General features: G+C 67.9%; 16 protein-coding genes. 12 read left to right on the forward strand and 4 right to left on the reverse strand.

Going from position 1 to position 15495, the window contains the following annotated elements; all coding sequences use genetic code 11:
* Positions 1 to 124: 124 nt before the first annotated feature.
* From K2W61_RS15700 to K2W61_RS15710, 3 genes are all read right to left on the reverse strand, one after another.
* Positions 125 to 1375: an NAD(P)/FAD-dependent oxidoreductase gene (locus K2W61_RS15700; RefSeq protein ID WP_175141873.1), complete on the reverse strand. Its 1251-nt coding sequence runs from the start codon at positions 1373 to 1375 to the stop codon at positions 125 to 127.
* A 126-nt stretch (positions 1376 to 1501) separates the two neighbouring features.
* A complete protein-coding gene (locus K2W61_RS15705) occupies positions 1502 to 3139 on the reverse strand; it encodes an NAD(P)-binding protein (protein ID WP_236756009.1) in 1638 nt (545 codons plus the stop codon).
* Complete coding sequence (locus K2W61_RS15710; protein ID WP_175135144.1) at positions 3139 to 4650, reverse strand: polyamine aminopropyltransferase; 1512 nt, start codon at positions 4648 to 4650, stop codon at positions 3139 to 3141. The genes K2W61_RS15705 and K2W61_RS15710 overlap by 1 nt, the downstream gene beginning before the upstream one ends.
* 98 nt (positions 4651 to 4748) lie before the next feature.
* On the opposite strand from K2W61_RS15710, the gene K2W61_RS15715 reads away from it, so the two are divergent.
* The 8 genes from K2W61_RS15715 to K2W61_RS15750 all read left to right on the forward strand — a co-directional run bounded on the left by K2W61_RS15715 (position 4749) and on the right by K2W61_RS15750 (position 10494).
* The gene (locus K2W61_RS15715) at positions 4749 to 5135 is read left to right on the forward strand and encodes a DUF350 domain-containing protein (protein WP_175135193.1); all 387 of its coding nucleotides are present in this window, start codon (positions 4749 to 4751) and stop codon (positions 5133 to 5135) included.
* 43 nt (positions 5136 to 5178) lie between these two features.
* Entirely contained in the window at positions 5179 to 6216 is a 1038-nt protein-coding gene (locus K2W61_RS15720) for an SPFH domain-containing protein (RefSeq protein ID WP_236756010.1), read from the forward strand.
* Between the two features lie 13 nt (positions 6217 to 6229).
* Positions 6230 to 7696: a DUF4178 domain-containing protein gene (locus tag K2W61_RS15725; RefSeq protein WP_175135537.1), complete on the forward strand. Its 1467-nt coding sequence runs from the start codon at positions 6230 to 6232 to the stop codon at positions 7694 to 7696.
* A 3-nt stretch (positions 7697 to 7699) separates the two neighbouring features.
* A complete protein-coding gene (locus K2W61_RS15730) occupies positions 7700 to 7858 on the forward strand; it encodes a hypothetical protein (RefSeq protein ID WP_175141957.1) in 159 nt (52 codons plus the stop codon).
* Positions 7855 to 8205 carry an adenosylmethionine decarboxylase gene (gene speD / locus K2W61_RS15735; RefSeq protein WP_175135538.1) on the forward strand — a complete coding sequence of 117 codons (351 nt, stop codon included), beginning with the start codon at positions 7855 to 7857 and terminating at the stop codon, positions 8203 to 8205. The genes K2W61_RS15730 and speD overlap by 4 nt, the downstream gene beginning before the upstream one ends.
* A gap of 130 nt (positions 8206 to 8335) precedes the next feature.
* On the forward strand, positions 8336 to 9097 hold the full coding sequence (gene modA, locus K2W61_RS15740; protein ID WP_236756011.1) for a molybdate ABC transporter substrate-binding protein: 762 nt from the start codon (positions 8336 to 8338) through the stop codon (positions 9095 to 9097).
* A gap of 30 nt (positions 9098 to 9127) precedes the next feature.
* Positions 9128 to 9811 carry a molybdate ABC transporter permease subunit gene (modB, locus tag K2W61_RS15745; protein WP_175135540.1) on the forward strand — a complete coding sequence of 228 codons (684 nt, stop codon included), beginning with the start codon at positions 9128 to 9130 and terminating at the stop codon, positions 9809 to 9811.
* A complete protein-coding gene (locus tag K2W61_RS15750; protein WP_175135541.1) occupies positions 9808 to 10494 on the forward strand; it encodes a sulfate/molybdate ABC transporter ATP-binding protein in 687 nt (228 codons plus the stop codon). The genes modB and K2W61_RS15750 overlap by 4 nt, the downstream gene beginning before the upstream one ends.
* 59 nt (positions 10495 to 10553) lie before the next feature.
* Here K2W61_RS15750 and K2W61_RS15755 read toward each other — a convergent pair whose 3' ends face one another.
* Positions 10554 to 11348, reverse strand: a complete 795-nt coding sequence (locus tag K2W61_RS15755) for a TOBE domain-containing protein (RefSeq protein ID WP_236756012.1) — start codon at positions 11346 to 11348, stop codon at positions 10554 to 10556.
* Positions 11349 to 11543: 195 nt separating this feature from the next.
* Between K2W61_RS15755 and K2W61_RS15760 the strand changes: the two genes are divergently transcribed.
* The 4 genes from K2W61_RS15760 to K2W61_RS15775 all read left to right on the forward strand — a co-directional run bounded on the left by K2W61_RS15760 (position 11544) and on the right by K2W61_RS15775 (position 15460).
* Positions 11544 to 12140, forward strand: a complete 597-nt coding sequence (locus K2W61_RS15760; protein WP_175141960.1) for a DUF4136 domain-containing protein — start codon at positions 11544 to 11546, stop codon at positions 12138 to 12140.
* Between the two features lie 19 nt (positions 12141 to 12159).
* Complete coding sequence (locus K2W61_RS15765; RefSeq protein WP_175135544.1) at positions 12160 to 13356, forward strand: DUF3734 domain-containing protein; 1197 nt, start codon at positions 12160 to 12162, stop codon at positions 13354 to 13356.
* A gap of 148 nt (positions 13357 to 13504) precedes the next feature.
* The gene (locus K2W61_RS15770; protein ID WP_175135545.1) at positions 13505 to 13945 is read left to right on the forward strand and encodes a winged helix-turn-helix domain-containing protein; all 441 of its coding nucleotides are present in this window, start codon (positions 13505 to 13507) and stop codon (positions 13943 to 13945) included.
* 270 nt (positions 13946 to 14215) lie between these two features.
* The gene (locus tag K2W61_RS15775; RefSeq protein ID WP_175135546.1) at positions 14216 to 15460 is read left to right on the forward strand and encodes an efflux RND transporter periplasmic adaptor subunit; all 1245 of its coding nucleotides are present in this window, start codon (positions 14216 to 14218) and stop codon (positions 15458 to 15460) included.
* Positions 15461 to 15495 lie beyond the last annotated feature (35 nt).

Consider the following 15495-nt stretch of genomic DNA (forward strand, 5'->3'; position numbering starts at 1 on the left):
GCCGGCGCCATCACCGCGTCCGGCGTGGCCTTCTATCGGAGGCCGCGCCGGACGTTTTGTTTTTCGCTGGACCGCGGCGGGCGAGTGCCGGCCTGCGCGCGCCTTCTTTGAATGTCGATACGGCCTAGATGAAGCGGCCGGGCCGGAATGCCGCATGGCGGGCCGGGGCGCCGTCTTCGCACATCAGCTCGGCCAGTATCCGAGCGGTTCCGGGCGCCGTGCTGAAGCCGATGTGCTGGTGGCCCAGCGCGAGCCACAGACCTGGATGGCGCGGCGCCTGACCGATCATCGGGCGGCTGTCCGGCAGCGTGGGGCGGCGGCCCAGCCAGGCCTTTGGGTCGAGCCGGGGGCCCAGGCCGATCGCTTCGCGTGCCCGGGCCTCGGCCAGGTCCAGTTGCACCGGGCGCGGGGGCGCCTCGCAATCGTCCAGTTCGACCCCGGTGGTCAACCGCAGGCCGCGCGCCATGGGCGACAGCACGTAGCCGCCGCCCGTGTCGTACACGGGGCGGCCCAGCGCGGGGCCATCGGCCGCGCCGTAGTGCATGTGGTAGCCGCGCTCGAACGCCAGCGGCAGGTCGATGCCGGTGGTCTTGAGCAAGGCCTTGGACCACGGGCCCAGCGCCACCACCAGGGCGGGCGCGGTCAGCGTTTCCGAGCCGGCATCGCCCTGCACCTCCCAGCCGCGTTCGCCGTCGCGGCGGATCGCGCTGGCGCGCAGGCGCCGCAATGTGCCGCCCGAGCGCTGGAACAGGTCAGCGTAGGCGGCGGTCACGGCGCCGGGGTCGTCCACGGAATACGAGCCCTGGATCCACAGCGCGCGCGCGAAGATCGGCGCCAGCGCGGGTTCCAGTTGCGCCAGCTCGGCGGGCGCCAGCGCCTGGGTCGGGACCTGGTGGCGGGCGTAGGCCGCGCGCGCCAGGGCGCTGCCGTGCCAGGCCTGCTCGCTGCGATACAGGAAGATCCAACCGCTGTCGCGCAGGCGATGCCGGATGCCGGCCGCGTCCAGCAGGCGCAGGTGTTCGGCAGCGGACAGCCGGATCAGGCCGTCGAGCGCCGCCGTGGTTTCATGGAACACCGACGGCCGGGCGCGCGCCAGGAAACCGGCCGCCCAGCCCAGGTTGCGCGCCAGATAGGACGCGCGATAGCGGAACTGCACGGCGTCGTTGCGCAGCAGGCGCGGCAACTGGCGCCACAGGCCGGGATGGTTGAAGGGCATCAGGGAACTGCGGGCCAGGACGCCGGCGTTGCCGGCCGAGGTTTCCTGGCCGGGCGCCTGGCGGTCGACCAGCGTGACGTCCAGGCCGCGCCGCTGCAGTTCCAGCGCGCAGCAGACGCCGACGATGCCGGCGCCCAGCACAATGACTTGCTTGCCCATCGTGATTTATCGGTGCGAGTCCAAGGGAAATAGCGGCCGATTGTAGGGCAGGGGCCGGCGCCGCGCGACGAGGAATATCCATGAGGACGCGGCTGACGCCCTGCGGCGCCGGCGCCGCCCGCCGCGTCAGTTCGCCGGCCGTTGTCCCAGGATACGCCCCGCCGCCGCCACGCCCCACCACGCCGCTTCCTCGAACACGGAATAGCCCGACAGGTCGGCATGGGCGAACAGCACCGGACCGTCGACCTCGCGCAAGGCGGCCAGGCCGGCGTTCGACAGGTAGCCGCAATAGGGCGAGGCCATGGCGTGCCCGCGCACCGTGATCTCCAACTGGCGGGCGCGGCGCCAGAATTCGTCGCCATACGCGGCGATCAGGTCGGCGGCGGCTTCGTCGCGCAGCGCCTCGGGCCGGGCGTCGGCGAGCCATTGGCGCGCGGCCCGCGGCGTCTGGTTGCTCAGGGCGTGGTAGGCCGTGAACACCGTACGCGGCGAGCGCGCCACGCGCAGCAGCTGGTGGGTCGAGACCACGTAGCCCAGCGCCTGGCCCTGGTAGACCACGTTGTCCCACGACAGCGGCTCGCCCGGCGCCTCGCGCGGATAACCGTCCATGACGAAGTTCGACACCAGCCAGGGAGCGTGCGGCGAGGTATGCGTGGCCGGATCGTAGCCATAGGCGCGGATGTCCGGCAGGAGGCGCTGCGCCACGAACAGCGGCATGGCGCAGACCGCGCGTTGCGCCTGCAGCGTAAAGACGCTGGCCGCCGCGCCCGCGGCGAGGCAATCGATGCGCGGGCCGGCGGCGCTTTCGCGCAGCCGCGCGGCGGTGCCGGGCAGCAGCCAGTTGCGGTGGCCGAGCCGCGCGTCGATGGCGCCGCGCAGCCGCTGCACCAGCGGCGCCAGGCCGCCGGGCCAGGTCAGCACCGCGCCATCGTTGGCGTTGGCGGCGTGGCCGTCGCGGCTGGCGAAGTAATGCAGACCGGCCCAGGCCGAGACCCGGTCGTAGGGCGCGCCGTAGTCATCGCGGCAGCAGTAGTTCAGGTACCAGTGCAACGCGGGCGAGGTGTAGCCTTCGCGCTCCAGCCATTGCCGGAAGGTCAGCGTGTCCAGCGCGCGCCAGGCCGGGTCGCGCGAGGACAGCATGATCGGGATGCAGAAGACCTTGCGGCCATCGTTGCCGACCGCGCCCTGCAGCCGCTCGACCAGCGCCAGGAACTTGCGGTGCTGATCGATATCGGCCGCGGGCAGCCCGTGCATCGGCAGCAGGCCGTCTTCCCAGCGGCCGTCGCGCAGCAGCCGTTCCTGCGGCGAGTGCGCCAGGATGGCTTCGTCGTAATAAGGCCGCGCGCCGAAGGCGTCGCGTTCGGCGATGCCGAAGTCGGCCAGCATCTCGCGCACGTGGGTGGACTGCATCGATGGCAGCGGCAGGTAATGCGCGCCCAACGGATAGTCGAGGCCATCGCGCGTGCCGGCGGCGGCGTTGCCGCCGTACTCGGGGCCTTCGACCACCACGAAATCGGTGAAGCCCTCGCGCGCCAGTTTCCAGGCGCACGACAGGCCGGCCACGCCGGACCCCAGGATCGCCACCTGGCAGCGCCGGGTGCCGGAGGACGGCGGCAGCGCGGCGCCATCGCGCAGTGCGTGGCCGGCCTGCATGCCGGGATAGCGCACCTCGGGCGTGGTCTCGACCACGCGCGAACGGTAATAGCCCGCCGTGCCCGCGGCGGTGGCGGTGGCGGCGCCCAGCAGGAAGGTGCGGCGGCGCATCAGCGGATGACCTTGCGCCAGTCCTCGTCGAAGTAGCGCACCAGCGATTGCTCGTTCAGGCGGTTCGGCGGCATGGCCAGCGCCGGCATGTCGGCGGGAAAGTGGAACAGCTCGCGCAGGGTGGCGGGGTCGAGGTAGCGGGTGGGCACGCTGACCTTGTCCGGCGGGGTGTAGTCGCGCCGCTTGCCGGCCAGGATGAAGCCCCAGTCGCCGAATGATGGCACGTAGGCGTGGTACGGCCAGGTGTTCAGGCCGGCTTCCTTGAGCGTGGCGTCCACGCTCCAGAACGAGCGCGGCGCGAAGTAGGGCGAGGTAGACTGGATCACCATATAGCCGTTCTCGGCCAGGTGGCGCGCCATCAGGTGGTAGACCGGCACCGAGTACAGGCGGCCCAGGCCGAAGTTGGACGGGTCGGGGAAATCCACCACGATGAAGTCGTAGACCTCGGCGTGGCTTTCGAGCCAGCGGCCGGCGTCGTCGTTGATGACGGTGACGCGCGGATCGGTCAGCGAACCCTGGTTCAGCTTGGTCAGGGGTTCGGAGCGCGAGAACAGGCCGGTCATGGCCGGGTCCAGATCCACCAGCGTCACATGCTCGACATGCTTGTACTTGAGGATCTCGCGCACCGCCAGGCCGTCGCCGCCGCCCAGCACCAGCACGTTGCGGGCCCAGGGCAGCGCCTGCAGGCCGGGGATCACCAGCGATTCGTGGTAGCGGTGTTCGTCGCGCGACGAGAATTGCAGGTTGCCGTTGATGTACAGCCGCAGGTCGTCGTGCCAGCGCGTCACCACCAGGCGCTGGTAGGGCGTGGTCTCGGCATGCACCACGTCGTCGCCATACAGCCCCTTCTCGGCCCACGCCGTCATCTGACCGGAAAACAGGAAGCCCAGCGCCAGCAGGCCCAGCACCACGCAGCCGCGCATGGCCCGTTCCGCCGGGCGCCGGATCTCGGCGCGGAACAGCCAGGTGGTCCACAGTGCCACCCCGGCATTGAGCATGCCGAACAGGAAGCTGGTGCGCAGCAGGCCCAGCTTGGGCGCCAACAGCAGCGGGAAGATCAGCGACACCGCCAGCGCGCCGAGATAATCGAAGGTCAGCACGCGGCTGACGATTTCGCGGAACTCGGCCTTGCGCTGGTTGAACACCCGCATCACCAGCGGGATCTCCATGCCCACCATCAGTCCGATAATGAAGACGCCGGCGTACAAGGCGGCGCGAAACGGCGCCGACAGCCAGGCGAACACCAGGAACAGGACCGCGGCGGAAACCCCGCCCAATAACGCGACGGCCAGCTCGACGTCGATGAACCGATTCAAAACGTCGTCGTCTTTTACATATTTTGACAACCACGATCCGATGCCCATCGCGAACAGATAGCAGCCGATGACGGAGGAGAATTGGAGGATCGAATCGCCCAGCAGATAGCTGGCCAGCGCGCTGCTGATGAGCTCGTAGCCCAGGCCGCAGGATGCGACGATCAATACCGACAGGATGAGAACGCGGTCGCGCATGGGGGTTCCGACTCAGAAAATGCGTTCGCAGTATATCGAAGGCGCCGTATATACTGCGCGCAATCAGAGCCTGGAGAGGGGCGATCATGGGAGAAGCGATGCATCCGGCGGTGACCTATCTGATCTACATTGTTTCGGCGCTGGTCATGCTGGGCATTTTCACCGCCGTCTACACCGCCGTGACGCGCTACAAGGAATTCGAGCTGATCCGCCAGGGCAATATCGCGGCGGTGCTGTCCTACAGCGGTGCGCTGGTGGGCTTTTCCTTCACGCTCTGCTCCAGCATCGCCATCCATGCCAGCTTCGTCATGTTCCTGGTGTGGGGCCTGGCGGCGATGGCGGTGCAACTGGTGGTCTACGCCGTCGTGTCGCGCGCCATCCAGGGCCTGCACGAGGCCATCGAGGAAAACAACATCGCCATGGGCGGCCTGATCGGTTCGATCTCGCTGGCCGCCGGCGTGGTCAACGCCGCCTGCCTGACCTGAGCGGCCGCGCGCGTCGACCCTATCCGACACAGGAGGACTTGCCATGAGTCTCGGTTCATTTATCCGCAAGCAGTTCATCGACATCCTGCAATGGAACGAGGATCGCGACGGCGTGCTGGCCTGGCGCCATCCGATGCAGGATTTCGAAATCCAGTATGGCGCCAGCCTGACCGTGCGCGAGTCGCAGATGGCGGTGTTCGTCAACGAAGGCAAGGTGGCCGATGTGTTCGGCCCCGGCATGTACAAGCTGACCACCCAGACCCTGCCGGTGCTGACCTACCTGAAGAACTGGGACAAGCTGTTCGAGTCGCCTTTCAAGTCGGACGTCATCTTCTTCAGTACCCGCCTGCAACTGGGCCGGCGCTGGGGCACGGCGCAGCCGGTGACGCTGCGCGACAGCGAATTCGGCATGGTGCGCCTGCGCGCCTTCGGCGTCTATTCGTATCAGATCACCGATCCGGCCACGTTCTACCGCGAGGTCAGCGGCACGCGCGATGTCTACACCGTCGACGACCTGGAAATGCAATTGCGCAACATGGTGGTCGCGGCCATGACCACGGCGCTGGGCGGCTCGAAGGTGCCGTTCCTGGACATTGCCGGCAACCAGGGGCTGATGTCGCAGAGCATCGCCGAGCAACTGGCGCCGGTGTTCGATCGCTACGGCGTCAAGCTCGACAACTTCACCGTCGAGAACGTGTCGCTGCCGGAAGAACTGCAGAAGGCGCTGGACACGCGGATCTCGATGGGCATGGCCGGCGACCTGGGCAAGTTCACCCAGTACCAGACGGCCACCTCGATCCCGCTGGCGGCGCAGAACGAAGGCGGTATCGCCGGCATCGGCGCGGGCCTGGCGGCTGGCGCGGCGCTGGGCCAGACCATGGCGGCCGGTCTGGGCGTGGCGCCGGGCCAGCCGGCGGCCGGCGCCCCGGCTGCGGCCGGCGCGGCGGCGGGCGCGGCTGCCTCGGGCGGCGACCCGGTGCAGCGGTTGCAGCAGCTCAAGGATCTGCTCGACAAGGGCCTGATCACGCCGGCCGATTACGACACGGCCAAGGCCGAGGTCCTGAAAAAACTCACCAGCTGAACGCCACCCGCCCATGCAGCAGGTCCTGTGTCCGCAGTGCGGAGCACCCGTCAAGTTCACTTCCACGGCGTCGGTCATGGCGGTCTGCGGCGCCTGCCGCAGCACGCTGCTCAAGGACGCCGAGTCGGTCAAGCGCATCGGCGAAAGCGCCGAGGTGCTGGAAGACTATTCGCCGCTGTGCCTGGGCGCCGCAGGCCAGTTCGAAGGCAAGCGCTTCGATGTGATCGGCCGTATCCAGCTGCGCTACGAGGACGGTTTCTGGAACGAGTGGTACCTGTGGTTCGATGACGGCTCGGACGGCTGGCTGTCGGACGCCTCGGGCCAGTACGCCATCACCCGCCGGCGCAAGGTCAAGACGGTGCAGGGCCTGCCCGCCTTCGCCGACATCGCGCCCGGCGACGACATGAAGCTGGACGGCCAGCGCTTCACCGCCTCGGATGTGCGCCGCTGCCGCGCTGGCGGCGCGCAGGGCGAGCTGCCGTTCGTGCCGGGCGACGGCTGGGAAGCCAAGGTGGCGGACTTCCGCAGCCTGGACGCGTTCCTGACGCTGGACTTTTCCGACGGCCCCGAGCCTGAACTCTATATCGGCAAGGCCTTCGACCTGGCGGGCATGCAGGCGGCCACGCTGCGCTCGAACGAGCAGGTCGAGGAAACCGCCGGCCGTTTCCGCGGCCAGATCAAGGCGCTGGACTGCCCCAGTTGTGGCGCGCCGATCAGCTTTGTCGCCGCCATGGCGACCCAGGTGGTGTGCCCATCGTGCGCGGCCACGGTCGATTGCGCCGGCGAGACCGCCGAGGTCATCGAGAAGGCGCGCAAGGTCCAGGCCATCAAGACCACGCTGGCGCTGGGCGCCAGCGCCAGGATCGATGGCGCCGCCTATACCTTGATCGGCCTGATGAAATGCGCCGACCCGGACCCCGAAGAGCCGTCGGACTGGATCGAATACCTGTTGTTCAGCCCGACCCGCGGCTTCATCTGGCTGGTGCAGACCGACGAGGGCTGGGAACGCGTGCAGGTCTGCGACACCTGGCCCAGTCACAACAACGCCACCAGCGTGCGCTGGCGCTCCAAGCTGTACCACAAGCTGTACGACTACACTTCGCGTGTCGAGCTGGCGCTGGGCGCCTTCAACTGGCGCGTGAAGGTCGGCGACAGCACCATGATCACCGACTACAAGGCCGGCAACCTCAAGCTGACGCGCGAGCAGGGGGCGGCCGAAGTGGGCTGGTCGGCATCCGCGCCGGTGGCGCCGGCCCAACTGGCCGAATGGTTCGGCGATCCCGCGCTGGCCAAGCAGAAGGCGATGCCGCGGGCCGCCTCGTCCGGCGGTTATCGCCAGTGGGCCTGGTTCGCCACCATCGCCATGGGTTTTCTCAACATGGGCAATATCTTCAGCGGCCGCATCCTGCCGCTCCTGATCGGCCTGGCGTTCCTGTGGCTGCCGGCCAGCCTGGCGGACAAGATGTCAAAGGACGACTGAGGCATGGGCAAGTTCATCTACGCCATCTACGCCATCATCGTGGTCATGGCCGCCACCGGCGCCAATTCCCCCAGTGCGCGCATGAGCAGCGGCGGGGGCAGCAGTTGGGGGGGCGGCTATTCGGGCAGTTCGGGCTGGTCGTCGGGCGGGTCGCACAAGTGACCCTGCACGCGACGCCCGGCCGCCACATCCTGGCCGATTTCCACGGCGTGTCCGCCAGCCTGCTGGGCGACGCGCAAGCGCTCGAACGCGAACTGTTGCGGGCCGCCGAGGCCGCCGGGGCGCGGGTGCTGGGCACCCATTTCCACCATTTCGGCGCGGGCGCCGGCGTGACCGGCGTGGTCATGCTGAGCGAGTCGCACATCAGCGTCCATTCCTGGCCCGAGCACCAGTTCGCGGCGCTCGACATCTTCATGTGCGGGGCCGCCCGCCCCGAACTGGCGCTCGAATGCCTGCGGGCGGCGCTGGGCCCGGACTCGGCGCGCGTCACCACGGTCGAGCGCGGCTGAGCGCGGCGCCGGCCTTTCCCGTTCCCCCTTGCATTGACTTGGCGCAAGCCGCCCCGGGGCGCAAATTGACGAGCGTTATATACCTCTATATATTTCGTTACCGAGATAGATCTTGCCCGAGGAGAGCTTCATGTTGCGCAAACATCCGATCCTGGCGGTGGCGCTGGCCCTGGCCGCCGCGTGCTGGGGGCCCGCCGTCCATGCCGGCGAGCTGGTCGTGTCGGCCGCCGCCAGTCTGACCAATGCCTTCAAGGCGGTGGCGCAGGCCTACGAAAAGGAGCATGCCGGCAGCAAGGTCATCCTGAACTTCGGCGCTTCCGACGTGCTGCTGCAGCAGATCATCAAAGGCGCGCCCGCCGACGTGTTCGCGTCCGCCGACCAGAAGGCGATGGACAAAGCGGTCAAGGAAAAGGCCGTCAAGGCCGACACCCGCGTGGATTTCGCCGCCAACCAGGTCGTGCTGATCGTGCCGGCCGACAGCAAGGCCGGCATTACCGCGCTCAAGGACCTGACGCGCGACGATATCAAGCGCGTCGCCTATGGCAACCCGGCCTCGGTGCCGGTGGGCCGCTACACGCAGGGCGCCTTGCAGGCCGCCGGCCTGTGGGATGCGGTGCAGGCCAAGGCGGTGCTGGCGCAGAATGTGCGCCAGAGCCTGGACTACGTCTCGCGTGGCGAGGTCGATGCCGGCTTCGTGTTCGCCACCGACGCGGCCATCATGCCGGACAAGGTCAAGGTTGCCGTGCGCGTGCCGTCGCAGACCCCGGTCACGTATCCCATCGCCCTGACCGCGCGCGATGCCGCCACGAAGGAGGCGCAGCGCTTCGTGGCCTATGTGATGTCGCCGGCCGGCCAGGAGATCCTGGCGCGCTACGGTTTCCAGAAACCCTGAGGCCGTGGCCAGATTCGATCGCGGTATGTGATGAACGATCCGGTTTGGGTGCCCCTGCTGCTGACCCTGAAAGTGGCGGGCTGGGCCACGTTGCTGGCCACGGTGGCCGGTACCGCGGCCGCCTATGGCCTGTCGCGCTGGCGCTGGCCTGGGCGTGACCTGCTGGACGCGGTCCTGACCTTGCCGCTGGTGTTGCCGCCGACGGTGCTGGGCTATTACCTGCTGGTGCTGCTGGGCCGGCGCGGCGTGTTCGGCGAGAAGCTGGCGGCGCTGGGGATCGAGCTGGTGTTCACCTGGCAGGGCGCGGTCATCGCGGCCTCGGTGGTGGCTTTTCCATTGGTATTCAAGTCGGCCCGCGCGGCCTTCGAAAACGTTGATCCGCAACTGGAAAGCGCGGCGCGCGTGCTGGGCGTATGCGAGGCGGGCGTGTTCTTCCGCGTGACGCTGCCGCTGGCGGCGCGCGGCATTGTCGCCGGCGTGCTGCTGGCGTTCGCCCGCGCGCTGGGCGAGTTCGGCGCCACGCTGATGATCGCTGGCAATCTGCCGGGCCGCACCCAGACCCTGTCGGTCGCCATCTACGAAGCGGTGCAGGCCGGCGACGACGCCACCGCCAATTTCCTGGTGCTGGTGACCTCCATCACCTGCGTGGTGGTGCTGGTGGCGGCCGGCAAGCTGGTGCCGCTGCGCGGCCGGCGCAGTGGAGGCGGGCAATGAGCGTCGACCTGCGCATTCGCAAGAACATGGTGTCGGGCGACCGGCATTTTTCGCTGGACGTGGCGTTCTCGTCAGTGGCCAAGCGCATTGCGCTGTTCGGCCCCTCCGGCGCTGGCAAGAGCCTGACGCTGCGGGCCGTGGCCGGCCTGCTGCGGCCCGATGGCGGCCGCATCGTGGTCAATGGCCGGGTGCTGTTCGATTCCGCGGCCGGCGTCAGCGTCGCGCCGCAGGCGCGCCGCGTGGCCTACCTGTTTCAGGACTACGCGCTGTTTCCGCACCTGACCGTGGCGCAGAACATCGCCTTCGGCTCGCGCCGCGGCTGGTTCAATCCGCCCCGGCGCGCGGTCTCGCCCGAGGCGCGGCGCTGGGTCGATGCGTTCGAGCTGGGCGCCATCGTTGGCAGCTATCCCCACGAGATATCGGGCGGGCAGAAGCAGCGCGTGGCGCTGGCGCGCGCGCTGATGCTCGAACCCGACATCCTGTTGCTGGACGAGCCGTTCTCGGCGCTCGATGCGCAGCTGCGCGGCAAGATGCGGCAGGAACTGAATGCGCTGCAGCGCCGGCTGGACGTGCCGATGTTGCTGATCACGCATGATCCGGCCGATGTCGAGGCCTTGGCCGACGAAGTGTTCGAGGTGCGCGAGGGCCGGGTGCGGCGCCGCGACGAAGACGTCGGCATCTGAACGCGGCCGGCCTGCCGCGCGGCAGGCCGCGCAAACGCCGGGCCGCGCCGGGCGCCGGCTCAGTCCAGCACGCCCAGGATCACGCTGGACGCCTTGAAGATGGCCACCGCCTGCGCGCCTTCGTCCAGGCCCAGGTCGCGCGCGCTGTCATGGGTGACGATGGCCGCCAGGGTGGTGCCGCCCGCCAGGCTGATCAGGATTTCGCTGTTGACCGCGCCGGTGCGCACCGCCGCGATCGTGCCCGACAACTGGTTGCGGGCCGACAGCCGCAGGCCGGCGCCCGGCGCGCCGACGATGACCGACGAGGCCTTGACCAGCGCCAGGGCTTCCTTGCCCGGCGCCAGTTCCAGTTCCTGGGTGCTGTCGCGGGTGATGGTGGCGGTGATGATCTGGTCGCCAGCGATACGTAGCAGGATTTCGTCGTTGACGGCCCCGGAGCGCACCTCGATCACGGTGCCCATGAGTTTGTTGCGGGCGCTGGTTTTCAGCATGAATCGCCTCATCAAATCGAGATCGCCGCTGGCGTCGACGCCGGCGCGCGCCAGGTTTTCCATGAATCTTCGATGTTCGGATTCGAGCGCACGGAAGGTCGCGATCAGGCCGCGGGCCCGGTCGGTCAGGCGCGTGCCGCCGCCGCCTTTGCCGCCGGCCGCGCGCAGCACCAACGGTTCGCCCGCCAGGTTGTTCATGGCATCGATGGCATCCCAGGCGCCCTTGTAGCTCATGCCCACCGTGCGCGCCGCGGCGGTGATCGAGCCGGTGGCGTCGATCTGCGCCAGCAGGTCTATGCGGTTCTTGCCGCCCCAGTTTTGGGTGCCGGAACGAAACCAAATTGAGCCGTCGAGTTCCAACATGGGTATCAGGTGTGGTCAGGGTCTGGAAGTCAGCCCCGAGTGTAATGGAGCCTGCGCCGCCGGTCGGGAAATATGCGATGAGAATGAGATGCTGTTGAAACTTTATCCGCTTCGCGGCACTATGGGTGCGCTCAGGATGTGTTGATGGGTGTAGACGCAGGGGGCGCTCGCGGCCCCGCCTTCCAGGAGATCGACATGAACGCGCTGAAATTGCTGGCATCGGGTTCCATGGTGGCGCTACTGGCGGCTTGCGCCTCCGGGCCCACCGTCAAGAGCGACTACGACCATCAGGCGGATTTCTCCCGCTACCGGACCTTCGGCTACATGTCGCCGCTGGGCACCGACAAGGCCGGCTACAGCACCCTGCTGACCGAACGCCTCAAGAACGCCACGCGCGGCCAGATGGAAATGCGCGGCTATGTCTACAGCGCCGTCGATCCTGACCTGCTGGTCAACTTCAACGGCAAGCTGCGGCAAAAAACCCAGGTGACCGAGGCGCCGCCGCCGATGGGACCGTATTACGGCTACCGCTCCGGCTTCTATGGCGGCTGGCCCGGCTATGGCTGGGGCGACACCGTCTACCAGTACACCGAAGGCACTCTCAATATCGACCTGATCGACTCGCGCCGCAAGCAACTGGTGTGGGAAGGGGTCGCGGTCGGCGAGGTGCGCAACCCCGAAATGGCGGCGTCGGCGCAGCGCGTCGACAAGGCCGTGGCCGAGATCTTCGCCAAGTATCCCTTCCGCGCCGGCATCGCCACGCCGCAACTGCCGGACAAGACCAAGCCCTAGTTTTCTGCAAGGAGCCCGCATGAGTACACGCAGCAAGGCCGCCCCCCCGGATACCGGCAAAACGCCGCCCTATGACACCGTGGCCCTGGTGCTGCAAGGCGGGGGGGCTCTGGGGTCCTACCAGGCCGGCGTGTACCAGGGGCTGCACGAGGCGGGCATCCGTCCCAACTGGATTTCCGGCATTTCGATCGGCTCGATCAATGCGGCCATCATCGCCGGTTCGCCCGAGGACGAGCGGGTCGAGCGGCTGCGCGGGTTCTGGGAAAGCATCTGCCGGCCGGCCGGATTCGCGTCGGTGCCATGGGGCGACACGCTGGCCGGCATGTTCGAGGGCATTCCCTTCGGCTTCGGTTCGCCCGCCATGAACGGCCAGTTGTCGGCCTTCCAGGCTTTGTTTTCGGGCCAGCCGGGGTTCTTCAAGCCGCGCTTTCCGCCACCCTACTGGGTGCATGGCAAGGGCGCCGCGTCCACCAGTTTCTATGACACCACCCCGTTGATGGCGACCCTGCGCGAGTACATCGATTTCGACCTGCTCAATTCGGGCGCGGTGCGCGCCAGCTTCGGCGTGGTCAATGTGCGCAGCGGCAACTTCGCTTATTTCGACACCCAGACGCATACACTCGGGCCCGAACACATCATGGCCTCGGGCGCCTTGCCGCCGGGGTTTCCGTCGGTCGAGATCGACGGCGAGCATTATTGGGACGGCGGCATGGTGTCCAATACGCCGCTGGCCCAGGTGCTGACCAGCGATAACCTGCGCGACACGCTGGCCTTCCAGGTCGATCTGTGGCCCGCCCGCGGGGGGCTGCCGACCTCCCTGGAGGAAGTGGCCGAGCGCCAGAAGGACATCCAGTATTCCAGCCGTACCCGCATGGTCACCGACCAGTTGCGGCGCGTGCTGAAACTGCGCCACTGCTTGCAGCAACTCCTCGAGCGGCTGCCCGAAAAAGAGCGCGGCGCGTCCGAGCTGGCGGAAATCCGCCGGCTGGCCAAGATCCCGGCCACCAACATCATCAACCTGATCTACGAGGCCAAGCATCGCGAGCGCTTCTCGAAGGACTACGAGTTCGGCACCGAGGCCATGCGCGAGCACTGGGAGTCGGGGCTGGCCGATATTCGCCAGACGCTGGCCAAGCCCGACGTCCTGGCGCGGCCTACCCAGGATAGCTGCTTCGTGGCCCACGACATCCACCGCAACGGCAAGCGCACTGCTTGACCGGCAGGGGGCTCGGACTTGTCTGATTCGCAGGGGGTGGCGCCGCACAAGCGGGGCATCGACGGTAGTCTTTCGGCAAGACTTGAAACCTTGTTCCGGTGCCGACCACTGCCTTCGTCTAGTGGCTCGTCCCGGTGGAGACTTCGCCATGACCATCCGTGCCCCGCATTCCAGCCCGCTCGTGTCCGCTTCCGCGCCGCGGCCGACCCCTGCCGCCGCCGGGACCGGCCCGTCGCCGCTGGCCGCCGGGCAGTTTCCCGTCCGCCTCGATGGCTGGTGGAGCCTGCTCTACCATGGCTGGACCCTGCTGACGCCGCAAGGCACGCGCCTGGACCTGACCGAGGTCGAGCGCGCCTGCTTCCAGTGCCTGCTGCGCAATCCGCGCAAGGAGCTGTTGCGTGAAGAACTTGCGGTGCTGCGCGAGGAATTGATGCTGCCGCGCCAGAGCACCAATCTGCGGGCCTTGAACGTGGCGATCTGCCGGCTGCGGCGCAAGGTGCGGCAGGCGGGCGGGCGGCTGCCGCTGCATACGGTGCATGGCGTGGGCTATGTCTTCCTGGGCAACCTGCAAGAGGTCGCCGACGTCTGAGCGGCGTTGTCAAAATCCCCTCGCGAGGCCCCTCGCCGCTGTGAAAATCGGTGATTTCCCCAATAACTGAGTTACATTAACGGGCTATTCACGTGTCACTGGCGGGGTGCGGGGTTTTGCTTTGATCGCAATGGCTTATTGCGGTCAAATACAGCGGTCGGACACGGCCGCTGTGAATCCGCGGCCGCCTTCGGCAACCGGACACGGCGGTTGGCAGACGCCGTCACATTGTTGCGGTCGCTTGGCGCGGTTAACTTCGCGGGGGTTTCAATGCGGTTTTCGCCTAAACGTGTCTCAGGTCTGGTTCTTTCCGGGGGCGTCCTCGCGCTGTTGTTGGCGGGGTGCGGTGAAAAGCCGCAAATGAACCCTGGCATGCCCCAGGTCAGCGTCATCACGGTGCAACCGCAGCGTACTCCCATCATTTCCGAATTGCCCGGCCGGGTCGACGCCGTGCGCGATGCCCAGATCCGCGCGCGGGTCACGGGTATCGTCCAGAAGATCGCCTTCGAACAGGGCGGCGACGTCAAGGAAAAACAGCTGCTGTTCAAGATCGATCCGGCGCCGTACAAGGCCGCCTACGATCAGGCCACGGCGCAGCTCAAGCAGGCCCAGGCCAACCTGTTCAGCGCCAAGCTGCTGGCCGACCGCTACGCGCCGCTGGTCAAGGCCAACGCCGTCAGCAAGCAGGAATATGACAACGCCGTGGCGGCCTACCGCCAGGCCGATGCGACCGTGGCCGCGGCCAAGGCGGCACAGGACAACGCTGCCATCAACCTGGGTTACACCGATGTCACCTCGCCCATCACGGGCCGTATCGGCAAGCCGCTGGTGACCGAGGGCGCGTTGGTCGAGGCCACCTCGGCCACGCAGATGGCCACGGTGCAGCAGCTCGACCCGATCTACGTCGACTTCACCCAATCCACCTCCGACCTGGCCGCGCTGCGCCGCGCCTTCGCCAGCGGCAAGCTGCAACAGGTGGGCAAGGATGCCGCCCGCGCCACCGTGGTGCTGGAAGACGGTTCCGAATATGACCACGCCGGCAAGCTGCTGTTCACCGGCATCACCGTGGATCCCAGCACCGGCCAGGTCAACCTGCGCGCCGAGGTGCCGAATCCCGATGGCATCCTGCTGCCCGGCATGTACGTGCGCGTGCGCCTGGAGCAGGGCGTGGACGACAAGGCCCTGATGGTGCCGCAGCAGGCGCTGCAGCGCACGGCCGATGGATCGCAGAGCCTGATGCTGGTCAAGGACAACAAGATCGAACAGTTGCCCGTCACCACCGGCGGCGCGATCAAGGACAAGTGGATCATCACCAGTGGCCTGAAGGCCGGCGACGTCGTGGTGGTCGAGGGTTTCCAGAAGATCCGTCCCGGCGCGCCGGTGCAGGCCAGTCCCTGGAACAAGTCGGGCGCCGCGCCCGCCGCGGGCGGCCAGCCGGCGCAGCCCGGCGCCAAGCCGGCCGAGCCGGGGGCCAAGCCGGCCGAACCGGCGCAACAGGCCCCGCAGAAATCGTAAGCGGCTCGCAGCGCAACGCGCTGCGTTCCTCTTTG

Origin of the sequence: Achromobacter pulmonis, from assembly GCF_021733725.1 — a bacterium.
GTDB classification, from domain to species: Bacteria; Pseudomonadota; Gammaproteobacteria; order Burkholderiales; family Burkholderiaceae_B; genus Achromobacter; species Achromobacter pulmonis.

Coding starts and splice junctions, on each gene's coding strand:
- K2W61_RS15710 (WP_175135144.1), bottom strand. CDS start 4,650: ATGCGCGACCGCGTTCTCATCCTGTCGGTATTGATCGTCGCATCCTGC.
- K2W61_RS15705 (WP_236756009.1), bottom strand. CDS start 3,139: ATGCGCCGCCGCACCTTCCTGCTGGGCGCCGCCACCGCCACCGCCGCG.
- K2W61_RS15725 (WP_175135537.1), top strand. CDS start 6,230: ATGCAGCAGGTCCTGTGTCCGCAGTGCGGAGCACCCGTCAAGTTCACT.
- K2W61_RS15770 (WP_175135545.1), top strand. CDS start 13,505: ATGACCATCCGTGCCCCGCATTCCAGCCCGCTCGTGTCCGCTTCCGCG.
- K2W61_RS15720 (WP_236756010.1), top strand. CDS start 5,179: ATGAGTCTCGGTTCATTTATCCGCAAGCAGTTCATCGACATCCTGCAA.
- K2W61_RS15765 (WP_175135544.1), top strand. CDS start 12,160: ATGAGTACACGCAGCAAGGCCGCCCCCCCGGATACCGGCAAAACGCCG.
- modB (WP_175135540.1), top strand. CDS start 9,128: ATGAACGATCCGGTTTGGGTGCCCCTGCTGCTGACCCTGAAAGTGGCG.
- K2W61_RS15760 (WP_175141960.1), top strand. CDS start 11,544: ATGAACGCGCTGAAATTGCTGGCATCGGGTTCCATGGTGGCGCTACTG.
- K2W61_RS15700 (WP_175141873.1), bottom strand. CDS start 1,375: ATGGGCAAGCAAGTCATTGTGCTGGGCGCCGGCATCGTCGGCGTCTGC.
- K2W61_RS15755 (WP_236756012.1), bottom strand. CDS start 11,348: ATGTTGGAACTCGACGGCTCAATTTGGTTTCGTTCCGGCACCCAAAAC.
- K2W61_RS15750 (WP_175135541.1), top strand. CDS start 9,808: ATGAGCGTCGACCTGCGCATTCGCAAGAACATGGTGTCGGGCGACCGG.
- K2W61_RS15715 (WP_175135193.1), top strand. CDS start 4,749: ATGCATCCGGCGGTGACCTATCTGATCTACATTGTTTCGGCGCTGGTC.
- K2W61_RS15775 (WP_175135546.1), top strand. CDS start 14,216: ATGCGGTTTTCGCCTAAACGTGTCTCAGGTCTGGTTCTTTCCGGGGGC.
- K2W61_RS15730 (WP_175141957.1), top strand. CDS start 7,700: ATGGGCAAGTTCATCTACGCCATCTACGCCATCATCGTGGTCATGGCC.
- modA (WP_236756011.1), top strand. CDS start 8,336: ATGTTGCGCAAACATCCGATCCTGGCGGTGGCGCTGGCCCTGGCCGCC.